The following is a 20116-nucleotide window of genomic DNA, read 5'->3' on the forward strand; positions in this document are numbered from 1 at the left end:
TGCCACCCTTGAGCCATGCCTGAAGGAGACACCGTCTACCAGGCCGCCAAGCGGCTGCACGAGGCCCTCGCCGACCGGGTGCTGACCCGCAGCGACTTCCGCGTGCCCAAGTACGCCCTGACCGACCTCACCGGCCGCCGCGTCCTGGACTGCGTCGCCCGCGGCAAGCACCTGCTGACCCGCGTCGAGGGCGGCCTGACGGTCCACTCGCACCTCCGGATGGACGGCGCCTGGAAGGTGTACGCGCCCGGTCAGCGCTGGGGCGGCGGCGCCGGGCATCAGATCCGGGTGGTCCTCGCCAACACCGACCGCGCGGCCGTCGGCTACCGCCTCCCGGTGCTCGAACTGCTGCACACCGCCGACGAGGAGCGCGCCGTCGGCCACCTGGGCCCCGACCTGCTCGGCCCGGACTGGGACCCGGAGCTGGCGCTGGCCAACCTCCGCGCGGACCCCGCCAGGCCGCTCGGCGAGGCCCTGCTGGACCAGCGCAATCTGGCCGGCGTCGGGAACGTCTACAAGTGCGAGATCTGCTTCCTGCTCGGCGCCACCCCCTGGCTCCCGGTCGGCGACCTGCCCGAGGCGTACGCCGCCCGGCTCCCGGCGCTCTGCAAGCGCCTCCTGGAGGCCAACCGCGACCGCCCCGTCCGCCGCACGACGGGCCTGCGCGGCCAGGACCTGTTCGTCTACGGCCGCGCACCCCGCCCCTGCCTGCGCTGCGGCACGTCCATCCGCAAGGCCGACCAGGGCGACGGCTCCACCGACCGCCCCACGTACTGGTGCCCCACCTGCCAGACGGGCCCCGCGCCCCGCAGGGTGCCCGGCACCCGGACCGGCTCCCGACGCCCGGCGCGCTGATCTCGCGCCGCCCCAGGGACAGCCACCGCGAATTCACTCGAACGGGCGATCCTCGGGCCTCACCACGGGCTCGGCGCCATCCTCGGGCCTCAGCACATGCTCGACGCGATCCTCCGGCGTCAGCACGTGCCCGGCTCCGGCGCCACCGTCGGCCGCGACCACACCACGGCCGCCCTCGGCGATGCCACCGCGGCCCGCTGCCGGGCCACGTCGAGCCGCGAACGCCCGCCGCCACCGCCCCGCGCCCAGCACCCCCGCCGACCGCCGCTTGGGCGCGCAGTGCACCGGCAGCACGCTCAGCCCCCACCCGCCGACGGCGACCGCCCCCTCGACCACGCCGGCGTCGGGCACGAGGGCGAGCCGGAGCACCGCCCACCACCACAGGGCGCCGAACCCCAGCGCGGCCGTGCGGCGGACGGCCCGCGGGACCGCCCGCGTCCGCGTCATCCGTTGCCGGCTTGGAACATCCAGTGCTGCTTCTCGAGGTCGGCGGTGACCTGGATGAAGATGTCCTGGCTCACCGGGTCCGGGTCGGCGGTCGCGGCGATCCGCTCCCGCATCCGCCCGATCACGGCTCCCAGCGCCTCCACGATGGTCCCGACCGCGGTCGTGTCGTCCACCCAGCCCTCGGGCGTCACCCCGACCCCGCTGCCCACGGCGACCGTGGCGGCACGGCCGTCCGGGGAGACGCCGAGCGCGGAGGCCCGCTCGGCGACGGTGTCGGAGTGGGCGCGCGCGGTGTCGACCAGCTCGTCCAGCTGGAGGTGGACGGAGCGGAAGCGCGGGCCGACCACGTTCCAGTGGATCTGCTTGCCCACCAGGGCGAGGTCCACGAGGTCCACGAGGGCGCCCTGGAGTGCCTCGGACACGGCCTTCAGGTCCGCGTCGGACAACGGGCTCTTCACGACGTACATCCACACCTCCGGCGATCCGGCCCCCGGGCCCTCCCGGCCTCTCTCCACGATGACCGCGCGGGCCGGTACCGGCAACCGGCGCCGCCCCGCGCGCCGGCACGCGAAAGGGCCCCGGCCATGGCCGGGGCCCCGAGCGCGCACAGGTGCGCGTCGATCAGGCGGCGACGACGTCGACGGCCTCCGTCGGCGCCTTGATGGTCACCCGTTCCGGTGGCACACCGGTCACCGAGACGGGACCCAGCATCGGACGCACCGGGGCGGGCACCGACTCGCTGGGCGTGGCCGCGGCGGACTGGGCCAGCTCGGCGAGGGCGAGTTCGTCGCTCACCTCGCGCATGAGCTCGGACATCCGTACGTCCAGCGCGTCGCAGATGGCGGACAGCAGCTCGGACGACGCCTCCTTCTGCCCCCGCTCCACCTCGGAGAGATAGCCGAGTGAGACTCGGGCGGAAGAGGAGACTTCGCGCAGAGTACGGCCCTGGCGTTGGCGCTGCCGACGCAGCACGTCACCCAGCAGGCGACGGAGCAGAATCATCGGTGGCTCCCTCCTCGGACCGCGTAGCCGCATCCTTCACGCCCCACCGTACCGCCTCGCGCCGCGGCCGTGCGGGGAGCGATGTCGTGTTCACTCAGGGCTGCAAACATCAAAACCCCCCGTTCCGTTCCGTATCCTGTGCCCGCGCATTCCCGGTCCGTTCGCCCGCCAGCTCCTCCAGCAGGAGGGCGAGTACGCTCCGTACACTCTCTCTACGAATTTCCGCCCGGTCGCCGTTCAACCGCAGCTCCCGGACTTTTCCGCCAGGGGCAGAACCGTCACCAGCGCCGAACGGGCCGTCGACGGCCACGAAGACGGTGCCCACGGGCTGCCCGTCCTGCGGCTCGGGACCGGCCACGCCGGTCGTCGCCAGGCCCCAGTCGGCGCCCATCGCCACGCGTACGCCGGCCGCCATCTGGGCCGCGACCTGCGGGTCCACCGCACCGCGGGCGGCGAGCAGCTCCGCGTCGACGCCGAGCACCCGGTGCTTCAGCTCGGTCGCGTAGGCGGTGACCGAGCCGCGGAACGCCTTCGACGCCCCGGGGACCGCCGTGATCGCCGCGGCGACCAGACCGCCGGTCAGGGACTCCGCGACGGCGAGGGTCTCGCCCCTCACCGTGAGTAGCCGCACCGCCTCGGCAGCAGCGGAACTCAAGCCTGGGACTCCTTCAACGCCGCCCGGCGCTCGGCGATTCCCCGGCGACGCAGCACGATCGCCTGCTTCACGTAGTCGAGGCCGGTCACCACGGTCAGCACGACGGCCGCCGCCATCACCCAGAACCGCAGGGTCGCCAGGGGCCCGGTGAGCGCCAGCACGTACATGCCGACGGCGATGCCCTGGGTGAGGGTCTTGAGCTTGCCGCCGCGGCTGGCCGGGATGACGCCGTACCGGATGACCAGGAAACGCAGCAGGGTGATGCCGAGTTCCCGGCCCAGGATGACCGCCGTGACCCACCAGGGCAGGTCGTCGAGGGCGGAGAGGCAGATCAGCGCCGCGCCCATGATCGCCTTGTCGGCGATCGGGTCGGCGATCTTCCCGAAGTCGGTGACGAGGTTGTAGGTGCGGGCCAGATGGCCGTCGAACAGGTCGGTGATCATGGCGATGGCGAAGGCCGCCCAGGCGAAGGAGCGCCAGGCCGGGTCGTAGCCGCCGTTGCCGAGCAGCAGCGCCACGAAGGCGGGCACGAGGACCAGCCGGAGCATCGTCAGCAGGTTGGCGACGTTCCAGACGCTGGCCTGGTCGACCGCCGCCGCGGCGATCTTCCCGCCACGCCGGGCGTCGGCGGCACCGCGCTCCGCACCGGACGCGTCCGCCCCGCCCTGCGCGGAGCCGCCGGTACCGCGCCGCGGTTCGTCCGCCCCGCGCTGCACCGCCCCCTGCGGGACTCCCCGCTCCACCGCGCCCTGCGCGGTCCCCGGTACACCCCGCGGACCGCCCGCCGCGGACGCCGGGACTCCCGTCATCTGCCCGTCTCCTCACTGTCCGGGGCCGCCCCCGGCAGCGCTTCGGCCACCAGGTCGACGCCCTCGGTACCGACCACCTTCGCGTCGACCATACGACCGGGGACCAGACCTTCGCCGCTCGTGAGCAGCACCTGGCCGTCCGTCTCGGGTGCCTGGTGCTCGGCGCGGCCCCGGACGCCGTCCTCCTCGTCCACCGACTCGACCAGCACCCGCACCGTGGTGCCGACGCGCTCCTCGGCCCGCTGCGAGACGAGTTCCTCGGCCAGCCGGGAGACCCGGGCGAGCCGCTCGGCGACGACGTCCTCGGGCAGCTTGCCGTCGTAGCCGGCGGCCTCGGTGCCCTCCTCGTCGGAGTAGCCGAAGACACCGATGGCGTCCAGCCGGGCGTGGTTCAGGAACCGCTCCAGCTCGGCGAGGTCGCCGGCCGTCTCGCCGGGGAAGCCGACGATGAAGTTGGACCGCACACCGGCCTCGGGGGCCTTGGAGCGGATGGTGTCGAGCAGCTCCAGGAAGCGGTCGGTGTCGCCGAAGCGGCGCATCGCCCGCAGCACGTTCGGCGCGGAGTGCTGGAAGGAGAGGTCGAAGTAGGGCACGACGCCCGGCGTCGAGGTGAGCGCGTCGATGAGGCCGGGGCGCATCTCGGCCGGCTGGAGGTAGCTGACACGCACCCGCTCGATGCCGTCCACCTCGGCCAGCTCCGGCAGCAGCGACTCCAGGAGACGGATGTCGCCGAGGTCCTTGCCGTAGGAGGTGTTGTTCTCGGAGACGAGCATGACCTCCTTGACGCCCTGCTCGGCCAGCCACCGCGTCTCGTTCAGGACGTCGCTGGGGCGGCGGGAGATGAAGGAGCCGCGGAAGGAGGGGATGGCGCAGAAGGAGCAGCGCCGGTCGCAGCCGGAGGCGAGCTTCACCGAGGCGACCGGCGAGGAGGTGCCGAGCCGGCGGCGCAGCGGCGCGCGGGGCCCGGAGGCGGGGGCGACGCCCTCGGGCAGGTCGGCCGGGCCGTGCCCGGGCAGGGCGACGGCGGCGCCGGCCTCCTGGCGCTCGGCGGGGCTGATCGGCAGCAGCTTGCGCCGGTCGCGGGGGGTGTGGGAGGCGTGGACGCCGCCGCTGAGGATGGTGTTCAGGCGGTCGGAGATGTCGGCGTAGTCGTCGAAGCCGAGCACGCCGTCGGCCTCGGGCAGCGCCTGGGCCAGCTCCTTGCCGTACCGCTCGGCCATGCAGCCGACGGCCACCACGGCCTGCGTTCTGCCGTGGCCCTTGAGGTCGTTGGCCTCCAGGAGGGCGTCCACGGAGTCCTTCTTGGCGGCCTCGACGAAGCCGCACGTGTTCACGACGGCGACGTCGGCTTCCTCGGCGTCCTCCACGAGCTGCCAGCCGTCCGCCTCCAGACGGCCTGCCAGCTCCTCCGAGTCCACCTCGTTACGGGCGCAGCCAAGGGTGACGAGTGCGACGGTACGGCTTTCAGGCATGGGCTCAAGAGTACTTCGTCCCGCCGAGCGCCCATGTCGACGGGGTTGACCGGTCCGGCGGCGGCCGGCAGGAGGGCGTAGGAGGGCGGTCAGCCCACCTGCGGGTCGCCCTTGGTGTACGACAGCCGCTCGACGGCGCCCGGCCGGAAGTCGTCCTCGATCTTCTTGCCGTTGACGTAGAGCTGGATCGCGCCGGCGTCGCCGAGCACCAGGTCGACCTTCTCGTCGTCCTGGAAGGTCTTGGACTCGCCCTCCTTGAGCGTCCCGTCGAAGAGCTGGCGCCCGTTGTGGTCCTTGGCGGAGATCCAGCTGCGGCCCTCGGTGGCGCTGACCTGGACGGTGACCTTGTCCTGGGGGGCCGCGGCGATGGCGCCGTCGGTCGGCTCGGGCTTGGGCTCTGCGGGCTTCTTCGGCTTGGCGGACGGCGAGGCGGAGGCGCCTTCGGATGCCTCGGCGCCCTCGGCGACACTCGCCTTGGAGCCGCCGTCGTCGTCGCCGCCCTTGACGAAGGTGAAGCCGACGAAGCCGACCACGGCGACGATGGCGGCGACCATCGCCGCCGTCCAGTTGGGCCCGCGGCGCTCGGGGCGGATCCGCTCGGCCTCGAACAGCGGTGCCGCCGGGGTCGGCGCGGGCCGGCCGCCGTGGTCGTGGTCGAAGCGGGCGAGCAGCGGCGCGGGGTCGAGGTCGACGGCCTTGGCGAGGGTGCGGATGTGCCCGCGCGCGTAGACGTCGCCGCCGCAGGGGGTGAAGTCGTCCGCCTCGATGGCGTGCACGATGGCGATCCGCACCCGGGTGGCGGTGCTGATGTCGTCGACGGTCAGCCCGGCGGCCGTCCGGGCCTGCTGGAGGGCGCGGCCGACGGAGGGGGTGGCTTCCTCGGAGACGTCTTCGGACGGACGCTCGTTCTCGGGGTGGTTGCCGTTGGACACGGGAGCGCCTTTCGAGCGTGTGGCCGCCTGCGCTGGGAGTTCAGTTTAGGGGTGGTGCAAAAGGGTGGGGCAACCGGGCGGTCGGACTCTGTACGCCATTCGAACGCCTTCGGAACGGCCCGTCGTCCCGATGGTGGAGTACCTGTGCGTCGCTTTGCTCAACTTGACGTGTGCCTGGGGAAAACGGTTGCCCGGTGATCCCTAACGGGTGGGTCACGGCGGCCGTCCGGCCGCCGCGGCCCTCCGTCCCGGAAGCTCCGCGCGTACTGTTCCCTACCCCTCAGACTCCCCCCGGATCACGGCGAGCACGCCGTCCAGCTCATCAGGCTTCACAAGAACGTCACGGGCTTTCGAACCCTCGCTCGGACCGACGATGCTGCGCGACTCCATGAGGTCCATCAGCCGCCCCGCCTTGGCGAAGCCGACGCGCAGCTTGCGCTGGAGCATGGAGGTCGAGCCGAACTGCGTGGAGACGACGAGTTCGGCCGCCTGGCACAGCAGGTCGAGGTCGTCGCCGATGTCCTCGTCGATCTCCTTCTTCTGCTTGGTGCCGACCACCACGTCGTCCCGGAAGACCGGCGTCATCTGGTCCTTGGTGTGCCGGACGACCGCCGCGACCTCCTCCTCGGTCACGAAGGCGCCCTGCATACGGGTCGGCTTGTTCGCGCCCATCGGCAGGAAGAGGCCGTCGCCCTTGCCGATCAGCTTCTCGGCGCCCGGCTGGTCCAGGATGACCCGCGAGTCGGCCAGCGAGGAGGTCGCGAAGGCGAGGCGGGAGGGCACGTTCGCCTTGATCAGGCCGGTGACCACGTCCACGGACGGCCGCTGGGTGGCGAGCACCAGGTGGATGCCGGCCGCGCGGGCGAGCTGCGTGATGCGCACGATGGCGTCCTCGACGTCCCGGGGCGCCACCATCATCAGGTCGGCCAGCTCGTCCACGATCACCAGCAGGTACGGGTACGGCTGCAGCTCGCGCTCGCTGCCCTCGGGCGGCGTCACCTTGCCCTCGCGCACGGCGCGGTTGAAGTCGTCGATGTGCCGGTAGCCGTAGGCGGCGAGGTCGTCGTAGCGCAGGTCCATCTCGCGCACCACCCACTGGAGGGCCTCGGCGGCCCGCTTGGGGTTGGTGATGATCGGCGTGATCAGGTGCGGGATGCCCTCGTAGGCGGTCAGCTCGACGCGCTTGGGGTCGACCAGGATCATCCGGACGTCCTCCGGGGTCGCCCGCATCATGACCGAGGTGATCAGGCAGTTGATGCAGGACGACTTGCCGGATCCGGTGGCGCCGGCGACCAGCATGTGCGGCATCTTCGCCAGCGAGTGCATGACGTAACCGCCCTCGACGTCCTTGCCGAAGGCGACCAGCATCGGGTCGTCGTCCTCGGCGGACTCCGCGAGCCGCAGCACGTCGCCGAGGTTGACCATCTCCCGGTCGGTGTTGGGGATCTCGATGCCGACGGCGGACTTGCCGGGGATGGGGCTGATGATCCGTACGTCCGGGCTGGCGACCGCGTAGGCGATGTTCTTGGTCAGCGCGGTGATCCGCTCCACCTTGACGGCGGGGCCCAGTTCGACCTCGTAGCGGGTGACCGTGGGCCCGCGGGTGAAGCCGGTGACCCGGGCGTCGACCTTGAACTCGGTGAAGACGGTGGTGAGGGAGTCGACGATCGCGTCGTTTGCGGCGCTGCGGGCCTTGCCGGGGCCGCCGCGGGTGAGCAGGTCGAGGGAGGGCAGCGAGTAGGTGATGTCGCCGGAGAGCTGGAGCTGCTCGGCGCGCGGCGGCAGGTCCCGCTCCTGCGGGGGCGCCGGGGTCTTGGTGAGGTCGGGGACCTCGACCCGGCCCGACGCGCTGCGGGACTCCTCGGGCCGCGGGTCCTTCTTCAGCTTGCCCGGCTGCGGGCGCGCCGCCGGCACCGGCGTGGGGGTGGGCGTCGGCGTCTCCCGGTCGGCGGTGCTCACGCCCTGGGTGAGGTCGGCGACCACCGGGGAGGGCGGCATCCCGTGCAGTACGGCGCCGTCGAGCGCGGCGGCGGCCGCGGCGGCGACGTCCACGGCGTCCATCGGGCGGCTGCCGTCGGGCTGCGGCACGGCGGAGCGGCGCGGGCGGCCCCGGCGGCGGGTGAGCGCCTCCTGCTCGGCGGCGTCGGGGTCGTACGGGTCAACGGCGGCGGTCCGTCCCCGGGGGCGGGCGGGGAGCGCCTCGCGCCACTGCTCGTCGTAGCGCTCGTCGTCCTCGGCGTACAGCTCGGCCTCCGCGACCGGGTCGCTGATCAGGCCGAGCCGCACCCCGAGCAGCCGCAGCCGCTGGGGTACGGCGTTGACCGGGGTGGCCGTGACGACGAGGAGGCCGAAGACGGTGAGCAGCACCAGGAGCGGCACGGCCAGCATGTCGGTCACCGTGAACGACAGGGGGGTGGCGGCGCCCCAGCCGATGAGGCCGCCGGCGTCCCTTATGGCCTGCATGCCCGCGCTGCGGGCCGGTGAGCCGCAGGCGATGTGGACCTGGCCGAGCACGCCGATGACGAGCGCGGACAGCCCGATCACGATCCGCCCGTTGGCCTCGGGCTGCTCCGGGTGCCGGATGAGGCGGACGGCGACGGCACCGAGCAGGATCGGCACGAGCAGGTCGAGGCGGCCGAAGGCGCCGGTCACCAGGATCTCGACGAGGTCGCCGACCGGGCCCTTGAGGTCGGCCCAGGTGCCGGCGGCGACGATGAGGGCGAGGCCGAGCAGCAGCAGGGCGACGCCGTCCTTGCGGTGGGCCGGGTCGAGGTTCTTGGCGCCCGCCCCTATGCCGCGGAAGACGGCGCCGACGGCGTGCGCGAGGCCCAGCCAGAGGGCCCGCACCAGCCGGTAGACGCCGTTGGTGGCGCTCGGCGGGGGCGGGGGCGGGGCCTTCCTCGCGACGACCTTGCGGGCGGGCGCCTTCTTGGCGGGCACCTTCTTCGCTGCGGCCTTCCGCACCGGAGCCTTCGCGGGGGCTGCCGCCTTCTTCACGGGCTTCTTGGCTGCGGAGGGACGTGAGGCCATAGGTGGGAGATTACCGGGGGAGGCGGCACTCGACACGTGTGCCCACCGCTTCACCCGTTCGTGTCGCCCCTGGGGAGGCGCCAAACTGACGCCCCCCGTCAGTGCTCCTGACGGGGGCTCACCACCGGCGGTACGCGGGCGGCCTCAGCTGATCGCGGCCTGGCCCCCGGTCGTGCCCGGCTCCAGCGCGTCGAGCGCCCGGCGCAACCCCGTGAGCTTGCGCTCCAGATGGGCCGCGGTCGCCACCGCCGCCGCGTCCGTCGACTCGTCGCCCAGCTGCTTGGAGAGCGCCTCGGCCTGCTCCTCGACGGCGGCGAGGCGCGCCGACAGCTCGGCGAGCAGGCCCGCCGGCTCCTTCGCCTCGGCGCCCGGGGCGCGGCCGTCGCCCTCCAACTGGAGCCTGAGCAGGGCGGCCTGCTCGCGCAGCTGGCAGTTCTTCATGTACAGCTCGACGAAGACCGAGACCTTCGCGCGCAGCACCCATGGGTCGAACGGCTTGGAGATGTAGTCCACCGCACCGGCCGCGTACCCGCGGAAGGTGTGGTGCGGGCCGTGGTTGATCGCGGTCAGGAAGATGATCGGGATGTCCCGGGTCCGCTCCCGCCGCTTGATGTGCGCCGCGGTCTCGAAACCGTCCATGCCCGGCATCTGGACGTCCAGCAGGATCACCGCGAAGTCGTCCGTCAGCAGCGCCTTGAGTGCTTCCTCCCCGGACGATGCCCGCACCAGCGTCTGATCGAGCGCCGAGAGGATCGCCTCCAGCGCCAGCAGATTCTCCGGCCGGTCATCGACCAGGAGGATCTTGGCCTTCTGCACCATGGCCCGCCCTCCTCGCCCCGGCGTGGGGCCTCCCCTGTCCGCAGGACTCGGGGCAGCACCAGCCGGTGCCGTCCCGGGGGACGACTCCCTTGCGCCGCCCGTCCTTGTGCCGGTCATCGTAGCCGCACCCCACCCGTCGCCACACCCAGTCACCGTGATGTCACTGTGCACGTAGCAGGAACGCGGTGGAGGACCAGAAGGTTCCCCGTATCCCGTTCCGCTACCCGCTTCGGACACCCTGAGTCAGGGACCCGGCACGGGCGCCGGCGCGTACCGGCACGCTCGTACCCCACCACGTTCGCACATCGCCGCGCTCCCGCGTGCACCCCAGGGGCGGAAGGCGCCCTCTCATTACCGGCCGCGACCGCCCCGGTGTCAGTCCTGGCGCATCCACTGCCGCATCACGGTCAACAGTTGATCGGGATCGACGGGCTTGGTGACGTAGTCCGAGGCGCCCGACTCGATCGCCTTCTCCCGGTCGCCCTTCATCGCCTTGGCGGTCAGCGCGATGATCGGCAGCCCGGCGAACTGGGGCATCCGCCGGATCGCCGTGGTCGTCGCGTACCCGTCCATCTCCGGCATCATGATGTCCATCAGCACGACGGCGGCGTCCTCGTGCTGCTCCAGGACCTCGATGCCCTCGCGCCCGTTCTCCGCGTACAGCACCGACAGGCCGTGCTGCTCCAGGACGCTGGTCAGCGCGAAGACGTTGCGGATGTCGTCGTCGACGATCAGCACCTTCTGTCCGTCGAAGCGGATGCCGGACACGGTGTACTCCGCCCCCGCCACCTCCTCCGGCTCGGTCTCGGCCCGCCCGTCGGCCGCCGGGGCCGACCGCTCCCCGTTCTCCACGGCCGACCTGCGGCGTCGCCGGAACAGCGCCGCCGCGCCGTTCTGCGAGTCCTGGTACGACCTGACCTCGTCCGGCGTCTCGATGCGCGCCTCCGGCGCCTCGGCCGCCTCGGCCCCCTCTCCCGACTCGCCCGCACCGGTCCGCGCGTTGGCCCGCACGCCCGGCTCCTGGGGCGGCACGGCGGGCTGGAAGCCGTTGGGGGGCAGCTCGCTGGGATGCAGCGGCAGGTACAGCGTGAACGTGGAGCCGCGCCCCGGTTCGCTCTGCGCCTGGATCTCGCCGCCGAGGAGCTGCGCGATCTCCCGCGAGATGGAGAGGCCGAGGCCGGTGCCGCCGTACTTGCGGCTGGTGGTGCCGTCGGCCTGCTTGAACGCCTCGAAGATCACCCGCATCTTGCTGGCCGCGATGCCGATGCCGGTGTCGCTGACGGAGAACGCGATCAGCTCCGCGTCCGGGTTGGTCATCGAACCGGCCTCCAGGAGCTGCTCCCGGATGGCCTGCGGCACATCGTCCCGGGCCGGGCGGATCACCAGCTCCACCGCCCCCGAGTCGGTGAACTTCACCGCGTTGGACAGCAGGTTGCGCAGCACCTGGAGCAGCCGCTGCTCGTCGGTGTGCAGCGTGGCGGGCAGCTCGGGCGAGACCCGCACCGACAGGTCCAGGCCCTTCTCCGCGGTCAGCGGCCGGAAGGTGGCCTCCACGTAGTCGACGAGCTGGACCAGCGCGATGCGCGTCGGGGAGACGTCCATCTTGCCCGCCTCGACCTTGGACAGGTCGAGGATGTCGTTGATGAGCTGGAGCAGGTCGGAGCCCGCCCCGTGGATGGTCTCGGCGAACTCCACCTGCTTCGGGGACAGGTTGGCGTCCGCGTTGTCGGCGAGCAGCTTGGCCAGGATGAGCAGCGAGTTCAGCGGTGTGCGCAGCTCGTGCGACATGTTGGCGAGGAACTCGCTCTTGTAGCGCATGGAGACGGCGAGCTGCTCGGCGCGCTCCTCCAGGACCTGCCGGGCCTCCTCGATCTCGGTGTTCTTCACCTCGATGTCGCGGTTCTGCTGGGCCAGCAGCTCGGCCTTCTCCTCCAGCTCGGCGTTGGACACCTGCAACGCCTTCTGCCGCTGCTCCAACTCCTCCGACCGGTCGCGCAGCTGCTCGGTCAGCTCCTGCGACTGGCGCAGCAGCACCTCCGTCTTGGTGTTGACGGAGATGGTGTTGACGCTGGTCGCGATCATCTCGGCGATCTGGTTCAGGAAGTCCTTCTGGATCTGTGTGAAGGCCGCGAAGGACGCCAGCTCGATCACGCCGAGCACCTTGCCCTCGAAGAGCACCGGCAACACGATCACCTGCGCGGGCGGGGCCTCGCCGAGCCCGGAGGAGATCTTCAGGTAGCCGGTCGGGGCGTTCTCCACCAGGATCGTGCGCTTCTCCTGCGCGGCGGTGCCCACCAGCGCCTCCCCCGGCCGGAAGGCGGTCGGCATGGACCCCATGGAGTAGCCGTACGAGCCGAGCATGCGCAGCTCGTACTGGTCGTCGTGGTCGGCGGCGAGTTCCTGGCCGTCCACCAGGGGCATGGCGAGGAAGAACGCGCCGTGCTGGGCGGAGACCACCGGGGTCAGCTCGCTCATGATCAGCGAGGCGACGTCCTGGAGGTCGCGGCGGCCCTGCATGAGCGCGGAGATGCGGGCCAGGTTGCCCTTGAGCCAGTCCTGCTCCTTGTTGGCGATGGTGGTGTCGCGCAGGTTGGCGATCATCTTGTTGATGTAGTCCTGGAGTTCCTGGATCTCCCCGGACGCGTCCACGTCGATCTTCAGGTTCAGGTCGCCGCGGGTCACCGCGGTGGCCACGCGCGCGATGGCGCGCACCTGCCGGGTCAGGTTCCCGGCCATCTCGTTCACCGACTCGGTCAGGTCCCGCCAGGTGCCGTCGACGTCCCGCACCCGGGCCTGGCCGCCGAGCGCCCCCTCGGTGCCCACCTCGCGGGCCACCCGGGTGACCTCCTCGGCGAAGCTGGACAGCTGATCAACCATTGTGTTGATCGTCGTCTTGAGTTCGAGGATCTCGCCGCGAGCGTCAATGTCGATCTTCTTGGTCAAGTCGCCCTTGGCGATCGCGGTCGTCACCATGGCGATGTTGCGCACCTGACCGGTCAGGTTGGACGCCATCTGGTTCACCGACTCGGTGAGGTCCTTCCAGGTGCCCGCCACGCCCGGCACGTGCGCCTGACCGCCCAGGATCCCGTCGGTGCCCACCTCGCGGGCCACCTTGGTGACCTGGTCCGCGAACGAACTGAGCGTCTTGACCATGGTGTTGAAGGTGTCGGCGAGCTGCGCCACCTCGCCGCGCGCCTCGATCGTCACCGTGCGCGTGAGGTCGCCGTTGGCGACGGCGGCGGCGACCTGGGAGATGTTCCGCACCTGCACGGTGAGGTTCTTCGCCATCAGGTTGACGTTGTCGCTGAGGTCCTTCCAGATGCCGACCACGCCCGGCACGTGCGCCTGACCGCCCAGGATGCCCTCGGTGCCCACCTCGCGGGCCACCCGCGTGACCTGCTCGGCGAACGACGACAGTTGATCAACCATCGTGTTGACGGTGGTGACCAGCTCGAGGATCTCGCCCTTGGCGTCAACAGTGATCTTCTTGGACAGGTCGCCCTTGGCCACCGCGGTGGTGACCTCGGCGATGTTGCGCACCTGCATGGTCAGGTTGTTGGCCATGCCGTTCACCGACTGGGTGAGGTCCTTCCAGGTGCCGGAGACGCCCTGCACCTCCGCCTGGCCGCCCAGGATGCCCTCCGTGCCCACCTCGCGGGCCACCCGGGTGACCTCCTCGGCGAACGACGACAGTTGATCAACCATCGTGTTGAGGGTGTTCTTCAGCTCCAGGATCTCCCCGCGCGCGTCCACGGTGATCTTCTGGGAGAGGTCACCGCGCGCCACCGCCGTGGCGACCTGCGCGATGTTGCGCACCTGGCCGGTGAGGTTGGACGCCATCCCGTTCACCGAGTCGGTCAGGTCCCGCCACACGCCGGCGACCCCGGGCACCTGCGCCTGCCCGCCGAGCCGCCCCTCCGTGCCCACCTCGCGGGCGACCCGGGTGACCTGCTCGGCGAAGGCGGACAGCTGGTCGACCATCGTGTTGATGGTGGACTTCAGCTCCAGGATCTCCCCGCGCGCGTCCACATCGATCTTCTGCGACAGGTCACCCCGCGCCACCGCCGTCGTCACCTGCGCGATCTGCCGCACCTGGGACGTCAGGTTGCCGGCCATGAAGTTGACGGAGTCCGTCAGCTCCTTCCAGGTGCCGGACACCCCGTCCACCCGCGCCTGCCCGCCGAGCCGCCCCTCGGTGCCCACGTCCCGCGCCATCCGCGTCACCTGGTCGGCGAAGCTGGACAGCTGGTCGACCATCGTGTTGACGGTGTTCTTCAGCTGGAGCATCTCGCCGGAGACGTCCACGGTGACCTTCTGCGACAGGTCGCCGTTGGCCACCGCCGTCGTCACCTGGGCGATGTTGCGCACCTGCCCGGTGAGGTTGCGGAACGCCGTGTTGACGGAGTCGGTCAGGTCCTTCCACGTCCCCGCCGCCCCCGGCACCTGCGCCTGCCCGCCCAGCTCGCCCTCGACGCCGATCTCGCGGGCCACCCGCGTCACCTCGGCGCCGAAGCTGGACAGCTGGTCCACCATCGTGTTGACGGTGTTCTTCAGCTCCAGCATCTCCCCGGCCACGTCCACCGTGACCTTCTGCGACAGGTCGCCGTTGGCCACCGCCGTGGTCACCGCGGCGATGTCCCGCACCTGCGTGGTCAGGTTCCGGAAGACGGTGTTGACCGAGTCCGTCAGGTCCTTCCAGATGCCGGCCGCGCCCGGCACGTTCGCCTGCCCGCCGAGCTGCCCCTCGCCGCCGACCTCGTTGGCCACCCGCGTGACCTCGTCCGCGAAGATCCGCAGCGTCTCCGTCATCTGGTTGACCGTCTCGGCGAGCTGCGCGACCTCGCCCCGGGCCGGCACGGTCACCTTCCGCGACAGGTCACCGTTGGCGACCGCCGTCGTCACCTCGGAGATCCCGCGCACCTGGGCCGTCAGGTTGCCGGCCATGGTGTTGACGGAGTCGGTCAGCTCCTTCCACACCCCGGCCACCCCGGACACCTGCGCCTGCCCGCCCAGCGCGCCCTCGGTGCCCACCTCACGGGCCACCCGGGTCACCTCGGAGGAGAACGCGGAGAGCTGGTCCACCATCGTGTTGACGGTGTTCTTCAGCTCCAGCATCTCGCCGGCCACGTCCACCGTGACCTTGCGCGAGAGGTCGCCCTTGGCGACCGCCGTCGTCACCAGCGCGATGTCCCGCACCTGCGCCGTCAGCCGGTACGCCATGGTGTTGACGGAGTCCGTCAGGCCCTTCCACGAACCCGACATCCCCCGCACCTGGGCCTGCCCGCCCAGTTTGCCCTCGGTGCCCACCTCGCTGGCCACCCGCGTGACCTCGTCGGTGAAGGTGGACAGCTGGTCGACCAGGTTGTTGACGGTCCGCCCGACCTTCAGGAACTCCCCGCGCAGCGGGTGCCCGGTGCCCTCGGCGGTCTGTGTGCGCAGCTCCATGCGGGGCGAGAGGTCGCCGTCGGCCACCGCCGACAGCACCCGGCCGACCTCGGACACCGGCCGCACCAGGTCGTCCACCAGCGCGTTCGAGTTGTCGACCGCCGCCGCCCAGGAGCCCTCGCAGGCCCCCGTCTCGAGACGCTCGGTGAGCTTGCCCTCCCGGCCGACCATGCGCCGCACCCGCGCCAGCTCGCCGGTGAGGTGCAGATTGCGGTCGGCCACCTCGTTGAAGACCGCCGCGATCTCCGCCATCACGCCGTCCCCGGACACCGTGAGCCGCTTGCGGAAGTTGCCCTGCCGCATGGCCACCAGGGCCGCGAGCAGCCGGTTCAGGGCGGCGGTGTCCACCGAAGTGGTCCCGCTCCGGGTCCCGCCCCGACCACCGCCCGAGGCCCGGGCCCCGTCCTCGCCGCCGCCGGGGGACTGTCCGCCCTTCGCGCGCGCCTGAGTGCCCCGCGTCGCTGCGCCAGACTCCACTGTGTCCCTCCCGCAGGGGTCGACCTGTACCGCTGTGCCCGGCCGCCACCGCACGGCGGACCGGCTCCCGAGGCTGCTGCCCGCCGGGCTCGCCGGTCATTCGGCCGGCCCGGACACCGCATCGAGCCCTCCCAGTGTTTCACCCCGGCCGAACCAGGCCATAACAGTTCGGCAGCTTCGCACACGGTCCGCACACCCCCGGGTACCACCCGGTTACGACAACACTTGCGGACCGGCATCCGCTCGGGCGGTGAAGGTAAGTAACCTTGCTTGCGGCTGTCCAGCCACGCCGGTCCGTCCGGCCTGGGCGGTGGCAGGGAACGAGCGGGCATCGGAGGGGCGGCCGTACATGACCACCGGACTGATCCCGGGGGAACAGCCCCCGGATCCCGGGCCGACGGGCGGCCTGCCGCAGCAGCGGCACGACCCGGCCGGCCGTGCGGCGGACGCCGGGCAGGCGGAGCACGTGGAGAGAGGGTCGAGGGATTCTGTGATCACCGCGCGCGCGGCCGCCAGCTTCGAGCCCGTCGGACGCTCGGTGGCGAGCGCCCGGTCCTTCGTGCGCGACACCCTCCAGGGCTGGGGCCACGCCGACATCGTCGACGACGCCGTGGTCCTCACCAGCGAACTGGTCACCAACGCCGTCGTCCACGCCGGCACCGTCGCCGACGTCGTCTGCCTGCGCGGCGAGGCGGGCGTCCGCGTCGAGGTCTCCGACCACTACCCCGAGCGCGAGGTCCCCCTCCAGGACGCCGCGATCGCCATGAGCGGCCCCGAGCGGGAGGGCGGGCGCGGCCTCCAGCTCTGCGCGGCACTGGCCGGCCGCTGGGGCGTCGAGTACACGCCCACGACCAAGACGGTCTGGTTCCACCTCGACCTGCCCGAACGCCCCGTCGGCACCCGCAGCGCCGGCCCGGTCCTGCCCGCCGACCTGCTGCCGGTCGCCGACGGCCGGGTCCGCGTCGCCGTGATCCAGATCGACCGCACCGGCGCCGTCACGTCCTGGAACGAGGACGCCGAGGAACTGTTCGGCCACTCCGCCGAGGAGGTCACCGGCAAGCCGCTCACCGACCTCGCCGCCTGGCCGCACACGCCGGGCACCAGCACCGGCATCGCCGAGGCACTGCGCCTGTCCCGCTGGGAGGGCAGCTACGGCATAAGGAGCGCGGGCGGCCGGGTCACCCCCGTCTACGCCTCCCACCTGCGCGTCCGCGACGCCGACGGCGAGCCCTCCACCGTCTGCCTCCTGGTGCGCGACCACGAGCGCGCCGTGCTCCAGACGCCCGCGCGGATGCCGGCCTCCGACTCCGCCGCCTCCGGGGAGGGCAAGAGCCTCGACCCCTTCGAGGTCTTCATCGGCTCCCCCGCCCCGGACGACCTGGACGGCCTCCTCCAGCGCACGGTCGAGCGGGCCCGCGACATGCTCGACGCCGACGCCGCCTTCCTACTCCTGGCCACCGACGACGAGACCGAACTGGAGGTACGCGCCTCCACCGGGCTGCCCTCAGCCCGCCAGCGCTTCGCCCGCGTCCCCGTCGAGGCAGGACCCGGCCGCTACGGCTCCGCCCGCATGCCCGCCGTCCACGACGACCTGGAGGCCGTGCCCGGCGCCGTCCCGCTGCTCAACGGCACCGGCATGCGCTCCGTCGTCACCGTCCCCCTCAAGGTTGAAGGCCGGCTCACCGGCTCCCTCGGCGTCGCCGCCGAATCGCCCACCCGGTACTCCAACGAGGAGGCGCTGCGCCTGCAGTTCGCCGCCGACCGCATCGCCCTGGCCGTCGAGTCGGCCCGCCTGGGCGAGCTGGAGCGGCTGCGCCGCGGCTCCCTCAGCTTCCTCGTCGAGGCGTCCGACCTGCTCGCCGGCACCCTGGACCGCGACCAGACCCTGGCCCTCATGGCCCAGATGACGGTCCCCACCCTGGCCACCTGGTGCGCCGTCTACACCATCGCCGACCAGTCCTCCGACCCTTACCTCTCCTACGTCCTGCACGAGGACGAGGAACTCATCGACGGCATCAAGTCCCTCCTCTCCAAGATCGACCCACCCGACCCGGTACCCACCCCCGGCGCCCGCGTCTGGTCGGCGCCCGCCGAGACCGCCCACCAGGCGGCACTGCGCAGCTCCATGCGCAGCCTCGGCCTCAGCGGCGTCCCCACCCACCAGGTCGGCTCCGGCATCGGCCCGACCCTGGCCACGGCCGCCGCGGTCGGCGGCGAGACGGTGGTGCTCCCGCTGGTCGCCCGCAACCGGGTCATCGGCATGCTCACCCTCGGCAAGCCCACCGACGACCACTTCCGCCAGGAGATCCTCGAACTCGCCGAGGACCTCTCCCGCCGCGCCGCCCTCGCCCTGGACAACGCCCGCCTCTACTCCGAACGCACCGCCATCAGCCAGTCCCTCCAGCGCAGCCTGCTGCCCCCGGGCCTGCCGCAGATCGACGGCGTCGAGGTCGACGTCATCTACCGCGCGGCCGGCGAGGGCAACGAGGTCGGCGGCGACTTCTACGACCTGTTCCCCATCACCGACGACGCCTACGGGTTCGCCATCGGCGACGTCTGCGGTACGGGCCCGAACGCGGCGGCCGTCACCGGCCTCGCCCGGCACGCCCTGCGCCTGCTGGCCCGCGAGGGGCTGAGCGGCCCGGCCGTCCTGGAGCGCCTCAACTCCGCCATCCTCGACGAGGGAGCCCGCAGCCGCTTCCTGACCCTCCTCTACGGCGAGATGCGCCCGCAGAGCGACGGCAGCGCCGAGCTGAAGGTCGTCTGCGCCGGCCACCCCCTCCCCCTGCGCCTCCGCCAGGACGGCACGGTGGAACCGGCCGCCGAGCCCCAGCCGCTGCTCGGCGTGATCGAGGACCTGGAGCTGTACGAGCAGACGGTCACCCTCGACCCGGGCGACGTCCTGCTCTGCGTCACGGACGGCGTCACCGAACGCCGCGAGGGCACCCGCATGCTCGGCGACGACGGCCTGGCCGAAGTCCTCACCACCTGCACCGGCCTCACGGCGGGCGCGGTGGCGGCCCGCATCATGCGCGCTGTCGAGCGCTTCGCGTCGGACGCCCCGTCCGACGACATGGCCATCCTGGCGATGCGGGTCCCGGAGCCGCACACGGACTGACGCGGACACGCGAAAGGCCCCGCCCAGTGGGCGGGGCCTTTCGTTCTTTCTTCCAGAGCCCCCAAACGGAATCGAACCGTTGACCTTCTCCTTACCATGGAGACGCTCTACCGACTGAGCTATAGGGGCCGGTCGCCATTTCGAGGTTTTCCCTCGCGGCAACGGAATAGATCATACCCCGAGCGAACGTGTGCTCCCAACCAGCAGCCCACCCAGCGCATTGCACGCGGAGACGACCCGCTGAAGATCCCGCTTCGTCAACGACGCGTCGACGGGCAGCGCCAGCGTCTCGTCCGCGGCGCGCTCGGTCACCGGCAGCGACACGCAGCTCCGGAACCCCGGCATCCTATGCACCGGCGTCTTCACAGGCACCCAACACTCAACTCCCCTGCCCCGCAGGGCCCGGGCGAAGGCGTCCCGGTCGGGCCGCCCGTTACCGGGCACCCGCACGACGTACTGCTGGTAGGTGTGCCCGTCCCCCTGCTCCGGGATCCGCACCCCGCGCAGCCTGCCATCGAGGTAGGCCGCACGCTCCCGACGCCGCGCCGTCTCCTCGTACGGCGGCTCGTCGGGCTCCCCGGTCTCCAGTACGAGCAGCCCGCGCCGCCGTCCCACCAGCCCGAGGCCGGCCATGTCGGCCGGCCGCCCGAAGCGGTGTACGGCGACAACGGCCGCGGTTCGCGAGGTCGACGCCGCCTCCACCAAGGCGGCGTCGAGGCAGTAGGAACCCGGATCTATGTCGGCGAACACCGGTATCGCCCCGACCTGGGCCACGGCTTCGGCGACCCGGACATCTCCGAAGGACGGCACGACGACCTCGTCACCGATCCCGACGCCGGCGGCCCTGAGCATGGCAGCAGTACCCATACGGTCGATGGTCGGAGCGCAAAGTGAACGTCAAGTGACAGAAACAATAAAAAGGCTGGGCCCGGAACTTAAAGTTCCGGGCCCAGCCCTTTGAATGATTGTTCGGCGGCGTCCTACTCTCCCACAGGGTCCCCCCTGCAGTACCATCGGCGCTGTAAGGCTTAGCTTCCGGGTTCGGAATGTAACCG

12 protein-coding genes, 1 tRNA gene, 1 rRNA gene and 1 pseudogene are annotated in these 20116 nt (G+C 71.9%); 2 read left to right on the top strand and 13 right to left on the bottom strand.

The genetic code is table 11. The annotated features are described in order from the left end of the window. The first annotated feature begins 15 nt into the window (after window positions 1-15). A complete protein-coding gene (locus ACGFZL_RS28095) occupies window positions 16-855 on the top strand; it encodes a DNA-formamidopyrimidine glycosylase family protein (RefSeq protein ID WP_355171552.1) in 840 nt (279 codons plus the stop codon). A gap of 207 nt (window positions 856-1062) precedes the next feature. Here the strand turns inward: ACGFZL_RS28095 and ACGFZL_RS28100 are convergent. The 10 genes and pseudogenes from ACGFZL_RS28100 to ACGFZL_RS28145 all read right to left on the bottom strand — a co-directional run. Next, window positions 1063-1302: pseudogene (locus tag ACGFZL_RS28100) on the bottom strand (hypothetical protein); the annotation flags it as partial. Beyond that, window positions 1299-1769: a DNA starvation/stationary phase protection protein gene (locus ACGFZL_RS28105; RefSeq protein ID WP_355171556.1), complete on the bottom strand. Its 471-nt coding sequence runs from the start codon at window positions 1767-1769 to the stop codon at window positions 1299-1301. The gene ACGFZL_RS28105 and the pseudogene ACGFZL_RS28100, both read right to left, overlap by 4 nt. Window positions 1770-1923: 154 nt before the next feature. Further along, complete coding sequence (locus tag ACGFZL_RS28110; RefSeq protein WP_355171558.1) at window positions 1924-2304, bottom strand: helix-turn-helix transcriptional regulator; 381 nt, start codon at window positions 2302-2304, stop codon at window positions 1924-1926. 109 nt (window positions 2305-2413) lie between these two features. Then, the gene (locus ACGFZL_RS28115) at window positions 2414-2959 is read right to left on the bottom strand and encodes a CinA family protein (protein WP_393695845.1); all 546 of its coding nucleotides are present in this window, start codon (window positions 2957-2959) and stop codon (window positions 2414-2416) included. Continuing rightward, on the bottom strand, window positions 2956-3768 hold the full coding sequence (pgsA, locus tag ACGFZL_RS28120) for a CDP-diacylglycerol--glycerol-3-phosphate 3-phosphatidyltransferase (protein WP_355171562.1): 813 nt from the start codon (window positions 3766-3768) through the stop codon (window positions 2956-2958). The genes ACGFZL_RS28115 and pgsA overlap by 4 nt, the downstream gene beginning before the upstream one ends. Further along, window positions 3765-5240: a 30S ribosomal protein S12 methylthiotransferase RimO gene (gene rimO / locus ACGFZL_RS28125; protein WP_355171564.1), complete on the bottom strand. Its 1476-nt coding sequence runs from the start codon at window positions 5238-5240 to the stop codon at window positions 3765-3767. The genes pgsA and rimO overlap by 4 nt, the downstream gene beginning before the upstream one ends. Window positions 5241-5329: 89 nt before the next feature. Then, window positions 5330-6172, bottom strand: coding sequence for a helix-turn-helix domain-containing protein (locus ACGFZL_RS28130; protein ID WP_355171566.1), 843 nt, complete (start codon window positions 6170-6172; stop codon window positions 5330-5332). Between the two features lie 273 nt (window positions 6173-6445). Further along, window positions 6446-9202, bottom strand: coding sequence for a DNA translocase FtsK (locus ACGFZL_RS28135; protein ID WP_393695848.1), 2757 nt, complete (start codon window positions 9200-9202; stop codon window positions 6446-6448). 144 nt (window positions 9203-9346) lie between these two features. Next, window positions 9347-10021: a two-component system response regulator gene (locus tag ACGFZL_RS28140; RefSeq protein ID WP_393695850.1), complete on the bottom strand. Its 675-nt coding sequence runs from the start codon at window positions 10019-10021 to the stop codon at window positions 9347-9349. A gap of 375 nt (window positions 10022-10396) precedes the next feature. Further along, window positions 10397-15943 carry a HAMP domain-containing protein gene (locus ACGFZL_RS28145; protein WP_393695852.1) on the bottom strand — a complete coding sequence of 1849 codons (5547 nt, stop codon included), beginning with the start codon at window positions 15941-15943 and terminating at the stop codon, window positions 10397-10399. A 349-nt stretch (window positions 15944-16292) separates the two neighbouring features. Here ACGFZL_RS28145 and ACGFZL_RS28150 point away from each other — a divergent pair, with 349 nt between their 5' ends. Further along, a complete protein-coding gene (locus ACGFZL_RS28150) occupies window positions 16293-19061 on the top strand; it encodes a SpoIIE family protein phosphatase (protein WP_393695854.1) in 2769 nt (922 codons plus the stop codon). A gap of 56 nt (window positions 19062-19117) precedes the next feature. Here the strand turns inward: ACGFZL_RS28150 and ACGFZL_RS28155 are convergent. The 3 genes from ACGFZL_RS28155 to rrf form a co-directional block, all read right to left on the bottom strand. Further along, window positions 19118-19190, bottom strand: a tRNA-Thr gene (locus ACGFZL_RS28155). A 42-nt stretch (window positions 19191-19232) separates the two neighbouring features. Next, entirely contained in the window at window positions 19233-19928 is a 696-nt protein-coding gene (locus ACGFZL_RS28160; protein WP_393695856.1) for a DegT/DnrJ/EryC1/StrS family aminotransferase, read from the bottom strand. Window positions 19929-20028: 100 nt separating this feature from the next. Continuing rightward, a 5S ribosomal RNA gene (rrf, locus tag ACGFZL_RS28165) occupies window positions 20029-20116 on the bottom strand; the annotation flags it as partial.

Source organism: Streptomyces sp. NPDC048182 (genome assembly GCF_043202555.1).
GTDB lineage: Bacteria > Actinomycetota > Actinomycetes > Streptomycetales > Streptomycetaceae > Streptomyces.